Source organism: Methylophaga sp. UBA2689, from assembly GCA_002354555.1.
GTDB lineage: Bacteria > Pseudomonadota > Gammaproteobacteria > Nitrosococcales > Methylophagaceae > Methylophaga.
In genome coordinates, this window is record DELT01000078.1 from 1 (window position 1) to 18,928 (window position 18,928).

Genomic DNA, 18,928 nt, shown 5'->3' on the forward strand with positions numbered 1-18,928 from the left:
AAGTAGGTCACTGCCAGGCTTTATATAATAGAAAAGGCCACTCCGATAGGGGTGGCCTTTTTTATTATTTGCAGTTTAGAAAGTGTGACCTACTTGAACGGAGTGGTCGGTTTTTGCTCCTGCAAAACCGACATACATCACATCCCTGTGAATAACAAAAACGCCAGGACAAGCAATGTTTCAGACATTGCTTTGCATACACTCCGTCCATGGTGATAAGCGATAATGGACGCATCTCATCAAAGTAGGTCACCGATAACGGCTCCTACATTATCCGCATACATTAACCCCTATAAATAACTCCCAGCCTTTAATATAAAAGCACCCGGTCGCTCAGTTGTCTAGGTGATTTATATGAGAGGGAGAGAGAAGAACTTGAATCCAAAAAAGCTCCGTTTAGTTAGACGAGGCTTTTCTAATGTTTACTTTATGTACCCAAAATAAACAGTTCATGGCAATTTCGCTGTTTTACCAATAATAGTAGGGATAACCAAATCGTGGATAGTGCCAATATCTATTGTGGTATCCATGATAAGGGTAAAAACCGTTATAAAAGAAAGGGTCGTAAAAAGGATCTCGCTGAATTGGCTGATATGGTTGCCACTTATACATTGATGAAACATCTAATACAGGCATGATCAACTCTTTCTGGTCTACTTTTCTTGAATCCTCTCCATTAAGGGTTCCGGTAAATGTCAGCAAGGTTCCTTTTTTGTAAACAACAGGATCAATGAATTCCGTTGTTTTCGCCAGAAAACGGCCATCACTTGATTGATTTGTAATCGGTTTACCGTAATGGTTAAGTGGATATTGAACAATTTGCATTATCGAAGCATCATTATTATTTTCCACATTGACTACTTCGCCACCCCAGCGGACATCCTGATTGGCAAAATTTTCAATCTTTCCCTGGATTTCGTTAAGTTGTAGATCGTTACTCGGAGCGGTCGTGATTTGTTTCGGGATATTACTGCAACCGGAGAGTAAAACTAATACAAAACTTGTCACGAAAAATGCAGACAGCTGTTTCATTGATTGAACCCTTGAAAAAAATGATTTACCTATTTAGAACAAAACCAATGTAGTATAAGTTTCATAAATAGACTATTTGGGAAGGACTTTAAATATTTGGGAGATTTTTCCTAAAAGTGCTGGACGTTTTTAATAGATACTGATAATCTTAGCGACAATTTTCTGGTTAAATCTCCCATACTTCACATAATCGCGTTCTCCGCGCGCATCCAAGGTAATCCTGATTTTAAAACCCATTTTAGGTAATACATGAATCTGACAGAACTGAAAAAGCAGTCCGCTGCTGAATTAATGGAACTTGCACTTTCCATGAATCTTGAGGGCCTTGCCCGCAATCGAAAACAAGAATTAATATTTGCACTTGTTAAAGCACATGCCAAACAAGGGGATGACGTCTACACTACGGGCGTTTTAGAATTATTACCAGATGGTTTCGGCTTCTTACGTTCACCTGAAGACTCCTATGTCGCTGGACCAGATGATATATATGTTTCACCCAGCCAAATCCGCCGATTTCACTTAAGAACTGGTGACACCATTAAAGGTAAAATCCGTCCACCTAAAGACAGTGAACGTTATTTTGCTTTAGTAAAAGTTGATGAGATCAACTACGAAAAACCAGAAAACTCTCGCAACAAAGTCCCATTCGAAAACCTCACTCCATTGTTTGCCAATGAAAGATTTAATCTTGAGCGTGGCAATGGCAGTACAGAGGATTTGACCGCTCGTATTATCGATTTGGCTGCACCAATTGGTAAGGGACAACGTGGTTTGGTTGTTGCGCCACCAAAATCTGGTAAGACCATGATTTTGCAATCAATAGCTCAATCAATTGCCTCAAATTATCCTGAAAGCGATCTCATTGTATTATTGATTGATGAACGTCCGGAAGAAGTTACAGAGATGCAACGTTCTGTAAGGGGAGAAGTTGTTTCAAGTACCTTTGACGAACCGGCAACACGTCACGTGCAAGTTGCCGAGATGGTCATTGAGAAAGCGAAACGCCTTGTAGAACACAAGCATGACGTCGTTATTCTGTTAGATTCAATCACCCGTTTAGCACGTGCATACAATACAGTGTCACCTTCATCCGGGAAGGTCCTTACTGGTGGTGTCGATGCAAATGCTCTGCAACGTCCGAAACGTTTCTTTGGGGCGGCCCGAAATATAGAAGAAGGTGGAAGTTTAACCATTATTGCAACGGCCCTGATTGAAACCGGTTCACGTATGGACGAGGTTATTTTCGAAGAATTCAAAGGTACAGGTAATATGGAAGTATTACTTGAACGGAAATTGGCTGACCGTCGTATTTATCCTGCGATTAATGTCACGCGTTCAGGTACACGCCGTGAAGAATTACTGACTAATGAAGAAGATCTTCAGAAGCTGTGGATATTACGTAAGATTCTGGCTCCAATGGAACCGATTGAAGCAATGGAATTTTTGATGGATAGGTTAAAATCGACTAAAACCAATGTTGAGTTTTTTGATTCAATGAAACAAGGGTAATTATCGATTTGTTGTCTGGCAAAGCTTCGCCACCAGCCATTTTTTTAATGGGCCCGACGGCCGCAGGTAAAACAGATCTGGCACTATTTCTGGCCCAGAATCTACCCGTTGAAATCATCAGTGTTGACTCAGCGCTTGTGTACAAACAGATGGATATTGGCACTGCCAAGCCAGATGCAGTTACCTTGCAGAAGTATCCCCATCACCTGGTGAATATTCTGGATCCTGCAGAGGCTTATTCGGCGGGAAGGTTTCGCCAGGATGCCTTAGCATTAATGGATGATATTACCCAGCGGGGCAAAATTCCATTGCTGGTTGGTGGAACGATGCTGTATTTTAAAACATTACAATATGGCATTGCAGAGTTACCAGAAGCTGACACACAAGTACGATCAAGACTAGATAATGAGCTTAAGCAGTTTGGTTTGACCTATTTGCATAATCGACTGGCCGAAATAGATCCTGTTTCGGCAAAACGTATTCATAATAATGATCCGCAAAGATTATTACGTGCCTTGGAAGTTTATGAGATTTCTGGAAAAACATTAACTGAATTAACCAAAGATTCAGATTTTGTATTGCCATATGAAGTCATAAAAATAATTCTATCGCCCTTTGATCGAAAAATTCTGCATCAACGAATCGCCAAACGTTACGAAACAATGATGCAAGCTGGATTTATTGATGAAGTAAGGAAACTGTATCGGCGTGAAGATTTGCACGCTGCATTGCCATCAATTCGTGCTGTAGGCTACAGACAGGCATGGTCTTTTCTGCGCGGAGAGTATGACGAAGCCACCTTTATTGAAAAAGCAATTATTGCTACACGGCAAATGGCAAAACGTCAGCTGACCTGGTTAAGAGCCCAAAAAGATGGTGTCTGGTTTGACAGTGGTACAGATTTACCAGAACAGCAGGTATTGGATTTCATATGTTACGAGCTGGCTGCATCCGATAATGCTTGACGATTCTGTGCAGCCTTTTAGAATGCCTAATATACAACTTGAAGTTTAACAATAATAACAACGATGGAGTCGACAATGGCTAAAGCCCAATCCTTGCAGGATCCTTTTTTAAACGCATTACGTCGAGAAAATGTTTCAGTTTCTATATATCTGGTAAATGGTATTAAACTACAGGGCCAGATTGATTCCTTCGATCAATTTGTCATTTTACTGAAAAACTCAGTGAATCAAATGGTCTATAAACATGCCATTTCGACTATTGTACCTGCAAGAAATGTTCAGATAACCCATGAAGAATAAGGGAGTTTATTGATTGTTTGATCGGCCTGATAGCAATGCAGCTTTTGAAGAGAATTCCGAACAGGAATCTGTTGTTTTAGTTCACCTTGATTTTAATGATCGGGGATTTGATGAAAAACAACAGGAATTCCTCGAACTGGTTAATTCAACGGGTACCAATATATCAGCCGTAGTGCATGGCAAACGTCAGCGTCCTGATTCAAAGTATTTTGCCGGTTCTGGCAAGGTAGAAGAAATAGCTGAACTTGTAGCAGCGAATGATGCTGCGGTAGTGATTTTTAACCACGAACTATCCCCCAGTCAGGAACGTAATCTTGAACAGCGGTTAAAGTGTCGGGTATTAGGCCGCACTGGTCTGATTCTGGACATCTTTGCTCGAAGAGCCCGCTCGCATGAAGGCAAACTTCAGGTGGAACTCGCACAATTACAGCACCTTTCCACCCGGCTGGTTCGTGGGTGGACTCATTTGGAAAGACAAAAAGGTGGTATTGGTTTACGCGGTCCTGGTGAAACACAGTTAGAAACAGATAGAAGGCTGCTTGGACAACGCATCAAGTCCCTTAAGAAGCGCCTTGATAAAGTCCGTTCACAACGGGATCAGGGGCGACGTTCAAGACAACGTGCCGGTGTGCCGGTTATTTCTCTGGTAGGGTATACCAACGTAGGTAAATCAACGCTTTTTAATCGAATGACGGCTGCTGATGTATATGCTGATGATCGTTTGTTCGCTACATTGGATCCTACACTGCGTCGATTAAGATTGGCGGATACAGAACCACTGATAATTGCCGACACCGTCGGGTTTATTCGCCAGCTACCGCATGATTTAGTTGAATCTTTCAGTTCAACGTTGGAAGAAACACGGGATGCTTCCCTGCTATTACATGTTGTAGATGCAGCAGCACTTGACAGGGATGAGTTGATGAAACATGTTGACGATGTCCTGCAGCAGATAGGTGCTGACGAGTTACCGCAATTGATTATTTATAACAAAATTGATCGCCTGGAAAATGTTCAGCCAAAAATTGAACGTGATCAGAATGGAAAAATACGTCGAATCTGGCTTTCTGCTCAAACAGGTGAAGGCTTGGATCTATTGAGGATGGCATTACAAGAATATTTTCCTGAGCAACTCTCAACGATTGAATCGGTCAATTAAAACGGACTTTTGGTTGCTATCGGCACCCATGTCCGTAAAATAGATTCATTCGGTTTCCACATTGAAAATCATAAATTAAATTTTGGAGCGGTACATGGCTTGGAATGAACCCGGTAGTGGTGATAAAGACCCATGGGGTAAGCGTGGTGGCGGCAATGATGGCCCCCCTGATCTTGATGAAGTTGTAAAAAACCTACAGCGTAAGTTTGCCGGTATGTTTGGTGGCAAAGGTGGCGGAAATAATACTCAACCGCCAGAAGGCAATAACAAAGCCGGTTCAATTGGCGCAGGCTTAATCGCCGCTATTATTTTATTGGTTTGGTTGCTATCCGGTATCTATATTGTCGAACCAGCCGAGCGTGGGGTCGTTTTACGTTTTGGCCAATACAGTCACACTGCTATGCCTGGACCTCACTGGCATTTCCCTTATCCAATAGATAAGGTTGAAGTAGTTGATGTTGCAAAAATACGTTCAGTTGAGATTGGTTATCGTTCTGCAGGTGGCAGACCAGAAAGTAATGTTTTGTCTGAGTCTTTGATGTTGACCAATGACGAAAATATTGTCGACTTAAAGATCGCTGGCCAATATCGCATTAACGATGCGGCGCAATATCTTTTTAATGTGCGTACTCCAGACACCATTCTCCGTCAAATGATGGAAAGTGCCGTTCGTGAAGTTGTTGGTCAATCGACAATGGACTTTGTATTAACTGAGGGACGGAGTGAAGTTGCCACCCGTACTGAACAACGCTTGCAAGCCATGCTGGATGCACATGCTACCGGTTTGACAGTTACCAGTGTCAGTATGCAGGATGTTCAACCGCCTGAGCAGGTTCAGTCAGCTTTTGCAGACGTGGTCAAAGCACGTGAAGATGAAGTTAGACAGAAGAATGAAGCTGAAGCCTACGCAAACGATATTATTCCACGAGCTCGCGGTCAGGCCTTCCGTGATATTCAGGAAGCCGAAGCTTACAAGAGTCAGGTGGTTGCCAAGGCAAATGGTGAAGCCAGTCGTTTTGTTCAGGTTATGACCGAATACGAGAAAGCCCCATTAATCACCCAGGAACGTCTCTACATTGATGCTATGGAATCTGTCTACAGTCGCAGTCAGAAAGTAATGGTAGATATTGATAGCGGTGGAAACAATGTTCTTTACTTGCCATTGGATAGAATGCGTAGCAGTGGTGGTAATGCTCCTCGTGTAGATTTAAATAACTTGAATTACCCGACAACAGGTAATAGCACCAACACATCCACCACAAGTTCCTCTGCTCAGGATGGATCACGTAGCCGGGGAGGACGTTAATCATGAGTTCTAAATTTACTACAATTATTTTTATCGTTGTCCTGGCATTGATCACGATGAGTTCTGCGATTTTCTTTGTGGATGAACGTGAGCGCGTTATATTGCTTCGTTTAGGTCAAATTGAACATGCAGATTTTGAGCCGGGCATTCATTTCAAAATTCCATTTGTTAATGAAGTTCGTCGCTTTGATGGTCGTATTCTCAGTCTTGATGCCACACCAGCACGTTATCTAACCGGCGAAAAGAAAAACGTTATTGTGGATTCTTTTATCCTTTGGCGTATTTCAAACGTTGCTGATTACTTCACTTCGATGGGTGGTGATGAAGAGAGTGCCAGATTACGGTTATCACAAATCATAAAAGATGGTTTACGTGCCGAATTTGGGCGTCGCACGATTCAGGAAGTGGTTTCTGGTGAACGTTCAGAGATGGTCAGTGGCCTGATGGATGAAGCAAACAGGATTTCAAACGAGTTTGGTATTGAGGTTGTTAATGTCCGTATTAAACGTATTGATTTGCCTACCGAAGTAAGTTCATCGGTTTACACCCGGATGGAAGCTGAACGTGAACGTGTAGCTAAAGATTTACGTTCGCGTGGTGCGGAAGAAGCAGAAAAAATTCGTTCAGATGCAGACAGACAACGTACCGTAATACTGGCTGAGGCAAATCGCCAATCAGAAATGTTACGTGGTGAAGGTGATGCGACTGCAACCCAGATTTATGCCGATGCCTATGGTCAGAATGAGAATTTTTATTCTTTCTATCGCCGTCTAGGAGCATATAAGCATATCTTCCAAGGGGATGATTTGCTGGTTATTGAACCGAAAGGTGATTTTTTCAGCAGTTTTAGTGACTTGAATACATTGGAACAGTGAGTGACTCGCTGATTCAGAGTCTATGGCTCGCCACCGCATTAATGTTGGTTATTGAAGGGATTTTGCCGTTTGTTAATCCCGCAGCATTAAGGCGAGCCATACTCCAGATTGCCACAATGACGGATCAGCAAATACGCATAACTGGATTGCTGAGTATGCTAGCTGGCCTGTTGATTTTATACTGGGTTAAGTAATTTACATGACACTAAAAGAAAGTTGGTTGCTCCCCGAGGGCATCGATGAATTAATGCCTGAAGAGGCTGCACAGCTGGAACGAATGCATCGGCTGTTGGTTGATCGTATGCAAAGCTGGGGCTACCAGCTTGTTGTTCCCCCCCTTGTTGAATACCTGGATTCCTTATTAACCGGAACCGCAAAAACCCTGGATCTGCAAACCTTTAAATTGATAGATCAGTTATCCGGTCGGTTGCTTGGTATTCGTGCTGATATGACTCCCCAAGTTGCCAGAATTGCTGCTCATCGCTTACGTGATAGCTCAGATGTATTACGTCTTTGCTATATCGGTAGCGTATTGCATACATTACCGGCCGGTCAGGCCAGTTCACGTAATCCTATCCAATTAGGTGCTGAAATATATGGCCATGCGGGTCCGGAAAGTGATATGGAAAGTATCCAGCTGATGGTCGAGTTACTAGAGATCAGTGGTGTTTCAGGCTCAATCTCTTTAGATATAGGTCATGTGGGTATTTATCGTGGATTAGCTGATTTTGCAGAACTGGATGATGAGCAAGAACAGGCACTGTTTTCAGCCATGCAACGTAAGGCCTTGCCAGAAATACTGCATTTATTATCAGGTTACGCTATTGCTGAAAACGCCAGTAATATGTTGGCGGCTCTATCCGAATTAAACGGTGACGTCAGCGTACTGGATAAAGCAAAACGTATATTACAGGACGCACCAGATTCGGTATTAAAAGCACTCGATACACTTGTTGTTCTTGCCGAGATGGCACAACAACGCTTACCAAAGATTCAATTGAACTTTGACCTGGCAGAGCTTCGAGGCTATCACTATCATACCGGAGTGGTTTTTGCGGCTTATCAGTCAAATTCGGCACAGGCGATTGCATTGGGTGGCAGATATGATGATATTGGTCAGGATTTCGGTCATGCCCAGCCCGCGACTGGCTTTAGCCTGGATTTGAAAAAGCTGGTTACCAGTTTCCCCAAACCGACTGAAAAACGTCAGGTTATAGCAACGGAATGGTCAACTGATCCGCAACAGCTGGAATTGGTCGCAAACTTACGTGAACAGGGAAATATTATTGTATTTGATTTGCCTGGCAGTACCACACAAACCGATAAAACATTGATTCAACAAGATGGCCGCTGGCAAGTGGTCGAGACAGGAAATAACACGCGTGGCTAAAAATATTGTAGTAATTGGTTCCCAATGGGGTGATGAAGGTAAAGGCAAAGTTGTTGATCTGCTGACCGACAGCGTTTCTGCTGTTGTGCGTTTTCAAGGCGGACATAATGCAGGACATACCCTGGTTATTGAGGGCAAAAAAACCATTTTGCATTTGATCCCGTCCGGTATATTGCGTGAACATGTTCAATGTCTTATTGGTAACGGTGTGGTGTTATCGCCAGAAGCATTAATCAAAGAAATGAACGAATTGGAAGCAAATGGTATCCCAGTTCGCCAGCGTCTGAAAATCAGTGCTGCCTGTCCGTTGATTTTGCCATATCACGTAGCGCTGGATGTTGCCAGAGAGTCACGCCGCGGTAAGGATGCGATTGGTACGACTGGTCGCGGTATTGGTCCCGCTTATGAAGATAAAGTAGCTCGTCGTGGTTTACGGCTTGGTGATCTGGCTAACGAGCAAAAATTTGTAGAAAAACTCCGTGAAGTTGTCAGCTTTCATAATTTTGCCTTGATAAATTACTATCAGGCTGCTCCTGTAAGTTTTGAGCAGGTACGTGATGAAACTTTAGCCATGCGAGATGTGCTACTGCCAATGATTGCGGATATTCCGGCGATGCTGCAACAGTATTATCTCAACGGTGATCGTGTGATGTTTGAAGGCGCTCAGGGCGCGTTGCTGGATATTGACCACGGAACCTACCCTTATGTCACCTCATCCAATACAACGGCCGGTGGTAGCGCAACGGGTGCAGGTGTAGGACCTTGTCATATTGATTATGTATTGGGTATTACCAAAGCCTATGCTACCCGTGTCGGCGCAGGTCCATTTCCATCAGAATTAAGCTGTGGTATCGGTAAACATTTATCTGAAAAAGGTCACGAAAAAGGTTCTACAACCGGTCGTGATCGTCGTTGTGGCTGGTTGGATATGGTGGCATTAAACCGTGCCAGCTGGATTAACAGTATTACCGGCTTATGTTTAACCAAACTGGATGTACTGGATGGACTGGAAACGATTCGCTTGTGCATTGGTTACAAACGCCATGGTGAAGATGTAACTGTTCTGCCACTGAGTGCTGATGAGTTTGAAGGATGTGAACCGGTATATATTGATATGCCCGGTTGGCAGGATTCCACATTGGGTATTACTGAGTTTGATGCCTTGCCGGAAAATGCTCGTAACTATATTAACAAGATTCAGGAATTGGCCGGTGTGCCGATTGATATTATTTCCACCGGTCCGGATCGCTGTGAAACCATTGTTCGCCGTGATTTGTTCAGCCTGTAAAAAAGACTGAAACTTATTAAACGCCCTCTACTGGAGGGCGTTTTTGGTTGCGGAATTATTTTCTATCGGGCGAAATCGCAGCATATAACGCTGAATAATCAGTATTATCCAGACCCATGGCAATGGTTTTATCGAGTAATCGATTGATGCCTTCTAATGCACTGGTATCAAGACGAAGTTGCTCCCCAACCTCAAGAAACAAACGTGTATCTTTTGCCAGATGTTTAGTTGGAAAATTAGGATCGCTGAAATTTCGATTGCGCATACGATCCAGCTTTTTATCAAAGGTTGGAGCATATAAAGCACTTTCACGCAAAATCTGCATAAATTGATCAACGTCAATCCCGTTCTCTTCAATCAAGGCCAGACTCAATGAAAAGGTTGCTGTAAGGCCAGCAATTAATTGATTCAACGCTAATTTAACTGCCGCTGCCTGACCAGTTCTTCCAATATAACGAGGCGTTTCGCCAATCATTTTTAATAAAGGAAGCGCCCGTTGATAATTATCCTCCATTCCAGCTGCCATCAGAATCAGTTTGCCGCTTCGGGCTTCTGGCAAGCTTCCTAATACCGGGCACTCAAGATATTCGGCGCCGGCACTGTTTAGCTGATGCTCAATGTGCTGTGACTGTTGTGGTGCGATCGTACCCATTTGGATAAATAACTTATCCATAAATGCGCTGGGCGCAACACTGTCCAAAACAGTCGCAATTGCATCGGCATCGCTTAACAATAAAACTACAATCTCGCTTTGTTCTACAGCTTCACTGGCAGCGCTACAGACCCGGGCGCCATGAGTATTTAAATCTGCAATTTTTTCAATACTTCTGTTGTATATACTCAATTCACATTGCTGGTTGAGAAGATGTTGTGCCAGGGCATTTCCCATAAGGCCACCACCAAGAATACCTATTTTCATAATGACTCCAGTTTGGATGAATTAAAAAATCTATTCTTACATAGATGCTACGTGCGTTGTGGGATACAATATGCGGGCATTTACAGCCGCTACAGGGGAAAACTGTGTACAAAAAAAACATGAGCATCGCTGATTTTGATGACGAGTTGTTTCAGGCAATTTCTGCTGAAGAACAGCGTCAGGAAGATCACATCGAATTAATTGCTTCTGAGAACTATACAAGTCCACGGGTGATGGAAGCTCAGGGCTCATTGTTAACCAACAAATACGCAGAAGGTTATCCCGGTAAACGTTATTATGGCGGTTGTGAACACGTTGATACCGCTGAAGATTTGGCTATTGAACGTGCAAAAGCTTTGTTTGGTGCTGATTATGCCAACGTGCAACCACATTCAGGTTCACAGGCAAATGCTGCAGTTTATCTGGCTTTATTGCAACCCGGCGATATGATTCTGGGTATGAGTCTGGCACACGGAGGTCATTTAACTCATGGCGCGAAAGTCAGTGCTTCAGGCAAAATCTATAATTCCGTGGCTTATGGCATCAGTAGTGATTCTGGTGAAATTGATTACAGTGAAGTTGAACGACTGGCAAAAGAACATCAGCCTAAATTGATTGTTGCCGGTTTTTCGGCTTATTCTCGCATTATCGACTGGCAAAAATTCCGCGATATTGCGGATTCAGTCGGTGCATATTTACTGGTTGATATGGCTCATATTGCTGGTTTGGTCGCTGCTGGCCTGTATCCAAATCCAGTACAAATTGCTGATGTGACAACTACGACGACTCACAAAACATTAAGAGGCCCACGTGGTGGTCTGATTCTGGCCAAATCCAATCCCGAGATTGAGAAAAAACTGAACTCAGCTGTTTTCCCTGGTTTTCAGGGTGGTCCATTAATGCATGTGATAGCGGCTAAAGCCGTTGCTTTCAAGGAAGCAATGTTACCTGAGTTCAAAACCTATCAACAGCAAGTCATCAAAAACGCTCAGGCGATGGCCAAAGTCTTTATGGCCCGTGGTTATGATGTGATTTCTAAAGGAACCGATGACCATTTGTTCCTGGTCAGCTTTATTGAAGCGGGACTGACCGGTAAAGAAGTCGATGCCTGGTTGGGTAATGCCCATATTACGGTCAATAAAAATGCTGTGCCTAATGACCCGCAATCACCATTCGTTACCTCTGGTATTCGTGTCGGTACACCAGCGGTAACCACACGTGGGTTTAGCGAGCAGGATTGCACCGATTTGGCTGGCTGGATGTGTGATGTTATTGATAGTCATGGTGATGAAAAAGTGATTGCAGCTATTCGTGACAAAGTAATGACGATCTGCAAACGATTGCCAGTTTATTCATAAGTTTGAGCTGACTGATGCGTTGCCCGTTTTGCGGAGCTGAAGATTCAAAAGTCGTCGATTCGCGTCTTTCTTCCGAGGGAGATGCGATTCGCCGTCGTCGTATGTGTCAGGAATGTAATGAGCGGTTTACCACTTATGAAACTGCTGAACTGAGTTTGCCAAGGTTGATTAAGCGCGATGCTACCCGTGAAGCCTTTGACGAAAATAAATTACGCGCTGGCATTATGCGGGCCCTGGAAAAACGGCCGGTCAGTATTGACGCTATTGATAATGCGGTAAAAACTATCACTCGACGCTTATGGGCAACGGGTGAAAGAGAAGTGCAGAGTCGTCTGGTGGGTGATTGGGTAATGGATGCATTACGTGAACTGGATGAAGTAGCTTATGTCCGATTCGCTTCGGTTTATCGAAGCTTTCAGGATGTGAATGCGTTTCGAGAAGAAATTGAACGTATGGAAAATCGTGCATTATCTGATAAAGACAGCTGAATCTTACTGTCAGCACCAGTTTCTGCCAACGCATCATTCGAATGCGATTACAATCATAACGAACGGTAATCTGTGGAGGCACTCCCAATGAGCCAACACGAACAATTTATGGCACAGGCAATACAACTTGCCTGGAAAGGATTATATACAGCGGATCCTAACCCACGCGTTGGCTGTGTGATTGTAAAAAATGATCAGGTAATTGGACAGGGGTGGCACCATCGTGCCGGAGAAGCTCACGCCGAGATAAATGCTCTGCATGATGCCGGACATGAAGCAGAAGGCGCAGATTGTTATGTAACCCTTGAGCCCTGCAGTCATTTTGGACGAACTCCGCCATGTGCTGATGCATTAATCCGTGCAGGTATCAAACGTTTATTTGTGGCAATGACTGACCCTAATCCGGTTGTATCTGGAACGGGTATTCAGCGTATCGAACAAGCAGGTATTGAAGTTCATCAAGGGATTTTGCAATCCCTGGCGGAACAATTAAATCCAGGCTTCATTCAACGTATGCGCCTAGGCAGGCCTTTTGTGCGAAGTAAAATGGCCATGAGTCTTGATGGCCGCACCGCAATGGCTTCAGGAGAAAGTAAATGGATAACTGGCGCTGAAGCTCGGGCCGATGTACAGAAACTCCGTGCTCGCAGCTCAGCGATCCTGACAGGTGTCGGTACGGTGCTGGCAGATGATCCGTTACTTAACGTTCGTCATGTAGATGAATGGTATCCTCATGGTGAGAGCATCCGACAACCTTTAAAAGTTGTCGTAGACAGTGAACTGCGTATGCCGACTTCAGCCCAAATTCTCAATGACGCTAAAGTATTGTTGTTTACAGCATGTGAGCGAATGGTACGCGCTGATGTGGAAACCATTGTATTACCTGCACCAAATAATCAGGTTGATTTGAGCGGTATGCTGGCTGTACTGGCCAAACGTGAAATTAATGAAGTAATGGTCGAAGCTGGTGCAGTGTTAAATGGTGCTTTGTTACGTTCACAGTTAATTGATGAAATGATTTTTTATGTGGCACCAAAACTGATGGGGGATGCGGCCAGAGCAGTATTTCATCTGCCCGGGATGGATCGCATGGCACAAAATATTCAATTACACATTACCGATATACGGGCAATTGGTCAGGACTGGCGTATTACTGCAGTTCCAGAGTACAACGAGGCTTTTTAAACATGTTTACAGGTATTATCGCGGCCGTAGGCCAGCTGAAATCACTCGAATCACGCGGCGGTGATATTCGTTTGCATATTGATCCAGCCAAACTGGATCTGACAGATGTAAAACTGGGTGACAGTATCGCGGTCAATGGTGTGTGTTTAACCGTAGTCGAAATGGCGAGCAGAAGTTTACAGTTTGATGTCTCTCAGGAGACTTTACAACGAACCAGTCTGGGACAATTAAAAACCGGCAGTGAAGCCAATTTGGAAAAAGCCCTTGCTGTTGGGGATCGTTTAGGCGGTCATATGGTCAGCGGGCATGTTGATGGATTAGGTGAAGTGATCAGTAAAACGGCTTCGGCCCGTTCATGGCAATATAAGATTAAAGCTCCGGCAGAACTGGAGCGTTATATCGCAGAAAAAGGTTCAATTACCATTGATGGTGTAAGTCTGACAGTCAATGGTGTTTTTGACGGAGGATTTGATATTAATATCATTCCGCATACGCTTGAAGAAACCATTATCAAACACTATCAAACTGGTACTAAGGTCAATTTGGAAGTCGATCTGATCGCTCGTTACTTGGAGCGGCTGCTACCTCAGACTGGCTCCACCATCAGCCGTGATTTTCTTACTCAACAGGGTTATATTCGCTAAATGCAAATCAACAGCACTCAAGAAATTATCGACGATCTGAAGCAAGGTAAAATGGTCATTATTATGGATGATGAAGATCGCGAAAATGAAGGTGATTTAGTCATGGCTGCTGATAAAGTTACTGCAGAAGCCGTTAACTTTATGGCTAAATTTGGTCGGGGATTGATTTGCCTCACATTAACTGAAGATCGTTGTCGTCAGCTGCGTCTGCCACTTATGGTGACCGATAATCAAACACCTTATGCCACCAACTTCACAGTTTCAATTGAGGCGGCTGATGGTGTGACAACAGGTATTTCTGCAGCCGATCGTGCATTAACCATTCAAAAAGCCGTCGCATCTCAGGCCAAACCTGAGGATCTGGTGCAACCCGGACATATCTTTCCATTAAAAGCACAGCCGGGTGGTGTATTAACCCGTGCTGGTCATACGGAAGCAGGTTGCGATTTAGCTCAAATGGCAGGGTGTACGCCGGCTGCAGTTATTGTCGAAATTCTAAACGATGATGGCAGCATGGCACGTCGCCCTGATCTGGAGAAATTTGCTGAAACACATCAACTTAAAATTGGCACTATTGCAGATTTGATCAGCTATCGTCTGCAAAATGAAATGACGATTAAAGCCATGTCGACCTGTGAATTTCCCACCGAATATGGTGATTTCACCCTGCACAGTTATCAGGATGATGTAAGTGGTCAAACGCATCTGGCGCTAGTATATGGCGAAATTAATGCAGAACAGGAAACATTAGTACGTGTGCATATGGCTGATCCCTTAGGGGATTTGCTGGCATCAAAGCGTGAACCCACCCATTGGCCCTTACCTGATGTGATGCAACGAATTCAGCAAGCTGGAAAAGGTGTGCTTGTGGTATTACGACAGCCTGAACAGAACAAACAACTGGCCGCAAAAATTGCCCGTTATCAGCAGCAGGATCAAGGCGAAGCTGCACAGTTCAAAGCCAGTTGGGATTTGAGAACCTTTGGTGTTGGCGCGCAGATCCTTGCTGATTTGGGCATACGTAAAATGCGAGTAATTGGTACTCCAACCAAGCTGACCGGTGTTTCCGGTTTTGGACTTGAATTAACCGGTTATGTAGAAGACTGAGCCCGTATTCGTGAGTAATCATATTTACATTGTGGCTGGTGAAGCTTCGGGCGAAGCTCATGCCGCACGTCTGGTGGCCGCATTAAAGCAGCAGCAACCTTCAATCTATATAACGGGTATAGGCGGTGACAAAATGCGGGCAGCGGGTGCCGATATCAGTATTGATTTTGCTGAATTGGCGGTGATGGGCCTGGTTGAGGTGATTAAGCGTTACCCCAGAATCAAAAACATTTTTAATCAGGTGGTTGCCGAATTACGTCGTCAGCCACCCGATTTGCTAATTCTGATCGATTATCCCGGCTTTAATCTTAAATTGGCTAAACAGGCCAAGAAACTCGGCATTAAAGTTTTGTATTACATCAGCCCGAAGATCTGGGCCTGGCGGGCAGGGCGAATCGAACAAATCAAACGTGATGTTGACCATATGGCCGTGTTATTTCCATTTGAACAGGAAATATATGAGAAGGCAGACGTTGCCGTTACCTGTGTAGGGCATCCTTTAGTAGATGCTGTGCATACTGAATTGTCCAAATCTGCAGCACGCGAAAAATTCTCATTAGATAAAGATATTCGGGTTATTGGTTTATTTCCCGGTAGTCGTCGCAGTGAAATATCAGTCTTATTGCCAGTAATGCTGGAAGCTGCTCAACGTATTGAAAAACGGCATTTTCCGATTCAGATAGTCATTCCCCAGGCCCCAGGTATTGAGGAAAGCTATCTGCAACAATATTTGGCTGGATCACCTTTAAATATAAGCGTTATCAAGAATGATTTTTATGAGGTTATTCAGGCCTGTGATGCGATTGTGGCAGCCTCGGGAACAGTGACGCTGGAAATTGCATTACTGGGTGTACCTCATTTTATTACCTATAAAGTTTCTCCATGGAGTTACCGGATACTCAAACGCCTGGTGAAAATCCCGTATGTTGGGTTGTGCAATATTGTGACAAAACAGCCGGCAATTAAAGAATTGCTCCAGGATGACGTTACGCCAGTTCGATTGGAACAGCAGCTAATGGATTTGCTTACCCATCCCCAACGGCAGCAGCACGCTGAAAACATTCGTCAGCAGGTCAAACAAGCGCTTGGCCCAACTGGTGGGGCGGAGAATGCTGCAAAACTTGTACTGAGTTTGATTTAATGCAGTCAGTTGTCTTAATTGCTGGAATAGATGAAGTTGGCAGGGGGCCTTTGGCAGGGCCAGTGGTTACCGCGGCAGTCATACTCAATCCTAATAAACCTATTACAGGATTGACCGATTCTAAAAAACTCAGTGAAAAACGCCGTGAACAGCTTGTGCCGTTAATTGAAGAATATGCTTATGCGTGGGCATTGGGCCGGGCAGAAGTCGAAGAAATTGATCAATTGAATATTTTGCAAGCCAGTTTGTTGGCGATGCAACGTGCAGTGGCCGCTTTGCCTTATGAGTTGGTACATGCCTTGGTTGATGGTAACCATGCCCCAAAATTGCCCTGTCCTGTTACCACCATCATTAAAGGTGATTTAACAGAGCCTGCCATTGCCGCAGCCTCAATACTGGCAAAGGTTGCCAGAGATCGTGAGATGTTGGTTTTGGATCAACTTTATCCCGGCTATGGTCTGGCTAAACATAAAGGTTATCCAACTGCTCAACATCAACAGGCATTAATCGATTTAGGTCCTTCACCAATTCATCGACAGTCATTTGCGCCGGTTCGCCGGGCAATAAGATAAATTGATGCAATTTCCGGTTATCGCCTTTAAGCATGGTATTATTCGCACCTTATGCTTTCGATAAATTCACTCATCAATTCATTCAAACGGATCAAAGCCGGTAAAAAAAGCCGCGCAGCAGCCGAGGGAGCCGCACCACTTATTGTGTCGCGCGCTGACCATAATATTTCCCGACAGTTAATCAGTCCCAGTGCCTTAAAGGTGCTTTATACCCTTAAAGATGCTGGCTTTGAGGCCTATCTGGTGGGTGGCTGTGTACGGGATTTGTTATTGGGTTATGAACCCAAGGATTTTGATATTTCTACCAATGCCCTGCCTGAGCAGGTACATCGGTTATTCCGTCGTAGCCAGTTAATTGGGCGGCGTTTCAAGCTGGTTCATGTGCGCTTTGGTCGTGATGAGATTATTGAAGTAGCCACTTTCCGAGCGCCCCCTGAAGCTAAAAATCATGTCGATAAGCAAGGTCGTATCATGCAGGATAATGTGTACGGCACATTAGAGCAGGATGCGTGGCGTCGTGATTTCACCATTAACGCCCTTTATTACAACATTAGAGACTTCTCGATTGTTGATTACACTGGTGGTATTGCCGATCTGCAGGCAGGTCTGATTCGCCTAATTGGTGATAAACCCGTCAGATATCGTGAAGATCCGGTGAGAATGCTTCGTGCAGTACGTTTTATGGCTAAATTGGGTTTAAAGCTGGAAGCCGAAACTGAACAATTAATTGTAGATCTGGCACCATTACTCAGCGATATTCCTCCTGCCAGATTATTTGATGAAACCTTAAAGCTATATTTAAGCGGGCAGGCGGCAGTAACTCACGAGTTACTTTGTCATTACGGTGTGTTTGATCATCTTTATCCCCAAACAGCGGCCTTGTTACATCAGGAAAATAATGGTTTTCCGCGTACCTTGTTGATGAAAGCGCTGGAAAATACTGACAAACGATTGGCCGACAACAAACCGGTTACTCCCGCGTTTTTGTTCGCGGCTTTATTATGGGAGCCATTGCGCCAACGTTGGCTGGAGCTGAGTAAGGAAATGCCTGAAATCCCCGCCATGCAGCGTGCTGCTGGTGAAGTGTTATCCGAGCAGATTCAAACTGTGGCTATTCCCAAGCGCTTCAGTCTGGTTACCCGGGATATCTGGACCATGCAACCAAGATTGACACGCCGTCAGGGTAAACGTGCTTTTGCTTTGTTATTGCATCCCAAGTTTCGTGCGGGTTACGATTTTCTGGCATTACGAGCCCAATCCGGTGAACCTTTGCAAGAGCTGACTGACTGGTGGACTACCTTTCAGCAGACATCTGCTACTACGCAGACCGAAATGGTTAATGCATTAGGTAATGGCGGAGAGACAGATAAACGCAAACCTCGTCGTCGCCGTCGTCGTAAACCTGCTAATAAAAAAGTTGAATAATGCTCGTTTATATTGGACTCGGCAGTAATCTGCAAAACCCACTGCAACAGATAAAAACGGCAATAAATGATTTACAGTCATTAGCCGGAGTAACCATCATCACCGTATCTTCGTTGTATCAGAGCCCGCCCATGGGGCCAGCCGATCAGCCTGATTACATTAATGCGGTGATATCATTGGAAACATCTCTCAGTCCACATCAGTTACTTGATGCTTTACAATCTGTCGAACAACTCCATGGACGCGAACGAAAGCGGCATTGGGG

Annotated in this window: 20 protein-coding genes; 18 read left to right on the top strand and 2 right to left on the bottom strand. The window is 44.3% G+C overall.

All coding sequences use genetic code 11. The features are described 5' to 3' along the window. Positions 1 to 468: 468 nt before the first annotated feature. Positions 469 to 1,032, bottom strand: coding sequence for a Slp family lipoprotein (locus tag B3M51_RS09390; RefSeq protein WP_292758542.1), 564 nt, complete (start codon positions 1,030 to 1,032; stop codon positions 469 to 471). Positions 1,033 to 1,281: 249 nt separating this feature from the next. Between B3M51_RS09390 and rho the strand changes: the two genes are divergently transcribed. From rho to B3M51_RS09435, 9 genes are all read left to right on the top strand, one after another. Next, positions 1,282 to 2,541 carry a transcription termination factor Rho gene (gene rho, locus B3M51_RS09395; RefSeq protein ID WP_014707466.1) on the top strand — a complete coding sequence of 420 codons (1,260 nt, stop codon included), beginning with the start codon at positions 1,282 to 1,284 and terminating at the stop codon, positions 2,539 to 2,541. A 47-nt stretch (positions 2,542 to 2,588) separates the two neighbouring features. Then, positions 2,589 to 3,506: a tRNA (adenosine(37)-N6)-dimethylallyltransferase MiaA gene (gene miaA / locus B3M51_RS09400; protein ID WP_292758545.1), complete on the top strand. Its 918-nt coding sequence runs from the start codon at positions 2,589 to 2,591 to the stop codon at positions 3,504 to 3,506. A 75-nt stretch (positions 3,507 to 3,581) separates the two neighbouring features. After that, positions 3,582 to 3,806 carry an RNA chaperone Hfq gene (gene hfq, locus B3M51_RS09405; RefSeq protein WP_292758548.1) on the top strand — a complete coding sequence of 75 codons (225 nt, stop codon included), beginning with the start codon at positions 3,582 to 3,584 and terminating at the stop codon, positions 3,804 to 3,806. Between the two features lie 13 nt (positions 3,807 to 3,819). Continuing rightward, entirely contained in the window at positions 3,820 to 4,965 is a 1,146-nt protein-coding gene (gene hflX, locus B3M51_RS09410; protein ID WP_292758552.1) for a ribosome rescue GTPase HflX, read from the top strand. Between the two features lie 94 nt (positions 4,966 to 5,059). Further along, the gene (gene hflK / locus B3M51_RS09415; RefSeq protein WP_292758555.1) at positions 5,060 to 6,271 is read left to right on the top strand and encodes an FtsH protease activity modulator HflK; all 1,212 of its coding nucleotides are present in this window, start codon (positions 5,060 to 5,062) and stop codon (positions 6,269 to 6,271) included. Positions 6,272 to 6,273: 2 nt separating this feature from the next. Beyond that, the gene (gene hflC / locus B3M51_RS09420) at positions 6,274 to 7,146 is read left to right on the top strand and encodes a protease modulator HflC (protein ID WP_292758558.1); all 873 of its coding nucleotides are present in this window, start codon (positions 6,274 to 6,276) and stop codon (positions 7,144 to 7,146) included. Next, entirely contained in the window at positions 7,143 to 7,340 is a 198-nt protein-coding gene (locus tag B3M51_RS09425; RefSeq protein WP_292480356.1) for a DUF2065 domain-containing protein, read from the top strand. Before hflC ends, B3M51_RS09425 begins: the two co-directional genes overlap by 4 nt. 5 nt (positions 7,341 to 7,345) lie before the next feature. Continuing rightward, entirely contained in the window at positions 7,346 to 8,536 is a 1,191-nt protein-coding gene (locus tag B3M51_RS09430; RefSeq protein WP_292758561.1) for an ATP phosphoribosyltransferase regulatory subunit, read from the top strand. Then, positions 8,529 to 9,824: an adenylosuccinate synthase gene (locus tag B3M51_RS09435; protein WP_292480360.1), complete on the top strand. Its 1,296-nt coding sequence runs from the start codon at positions 8,529 to 8,531 to the stop codon at positions 9,822 to 9,824. Before B3M51_RS09430 ends, B3M51_RS09435 begins: the two co-directional genes overlap by 8 nt. 55 nt (positions 9,825 to 9,879) lie before the next feature. Here the strand turns inward: B3M51_RS09435 and B3M51_RS09440 are convergent, their stop codons facing one another. Continuing rightward, complete coding sequence (locus B3M51_RS09440; RefSeq protein WP_292758565.1) at positions 9,880 to 10,743, bottom strand: NAD(P)-dependent oxidoreductase; 864 nt, start codon at positions 10,741 to 10,743, stop codon at positions 9,880 to 9,882. A gap of 104 nt (positions 10,744 to 10,847) precedes the next feature. On the opposite strand from B3M51_RS09440, the gene glyA reads away from it, so the two are divergent. From glyA to folK, 9 genes are all read left to right on the top strand, one after another. Continuing rightward, positions 10,848 to 12,101 (top strand): serine hydroxymethyltransferase, encoded by a 1,254-nt coding sequence (glyA, locus tag B3M51_RS09445; protein ID WP_292758568.1) that lies wholly within the window; start codon positions 10,848 to 10,850, stop codon positions 12,099 to 12,101. 14 nt (positions 12,102 to 12,115) lie between these two features. Beyond that, positions 12,116 to 12,589, top strand: coding sequence for a transcriptional regulator NrdR (gene nrdR, locus B3M51_RS09450; protein WP_292357693.1), 474 nt, complete (start codon positions 12,116 to 12,118; stop codon positions 12,587 to 12,589). Positions 12,590 to 12,676: 87 nt separating this feature from the next. Continuing rightward, positions 12,677 to 13,774 (top strand): bifunctional diaminohydroxyphosphoribosylaminopyrimidine deaminase/5-amino-6-(5-phosphoribosylamino)uracil reductase RibD, encoded by a 1,098-nt coding sequence (gene ribD, locus B3M51_RS09455; protein WP_292758571.1) that lies wholly within the window; start codon positions 12,677 to 12,679, stop codon positions 13,772 to 13,774. Between the two features lie 2 nt (positions 13,775 to 13,776). Beyond that, on the top strand, positions 13,777 to 14,418 hold the full coding sequence (locus tag B3M51_RS09460; RefSeq protein ID WP_292758574.1) for a riboflavin synthase: 642 nt from the start codon (positions 13,777 to 13,779) through the stop codon (positions 14,416 to 14,418). Then, entirely contained in the window at positions 14,419 to 15,525 is a 1,107-nt protein-coding gene (gene ribBA, locus B3M51_RS09465) for a bifunctional 3,4-dihydroxy-2-butanone-4-phosphate synthase/GTP cyclohydrolase II (RefSeq protein WP_292758577.1), read from the top strand. It abuts the gene before it with no gap. Between the two features lie 10 nt (positions 15,526 to 15,535). After that, positions 15,536 to 16,666, top strand: a complete 1,131-nt coding sequence (lpxB, locus tag B3M51_RS09470; protein ID WP_292758580.1) for a lipid-A-disaccharide synthase — start codon at positions 15,536 to 15,538, stop codon at positions 16,664 to 16,666. Then, entirely contained in the window at positions 16,666 to 17,238 is a 573-nt protein-coding gene (gene rnhB, locus B3M51_RS09475; RefSeq protein ID WP_292480374.1) for a ribonuclease HII, read from the top strand. Before lpxB ends, rnhB begins: the two co-directional genes overlap by 1 nt. 51 nt (positions 17,239 to 17,289) lie before the next feature. Then, positions 17,290 to 18,663, top strand: coding sequence for a polynucleotide adenylyltransferase PcnB (gene pcnB, locus B3M51_RS09480; RefSeq protein ID WP_292480376.1), 1,374 nt, complete (start codon positions 17,290 to 17,292; stop codon positions 18,661 to 18,663). Next, on the top strand, positions 18,663 to 18,928 hold a 266-nt coding region (gene folK, locus B3M51_RS09485), incomplete at its 3' end, for a 2-amino-4-hydroxy-6-hydroxymethyldihydropteridine diphosphokinase (RefSeq protein ID WP_292758583.1). The genes pcnB and folK, both read left to right, overlap by 1 nt.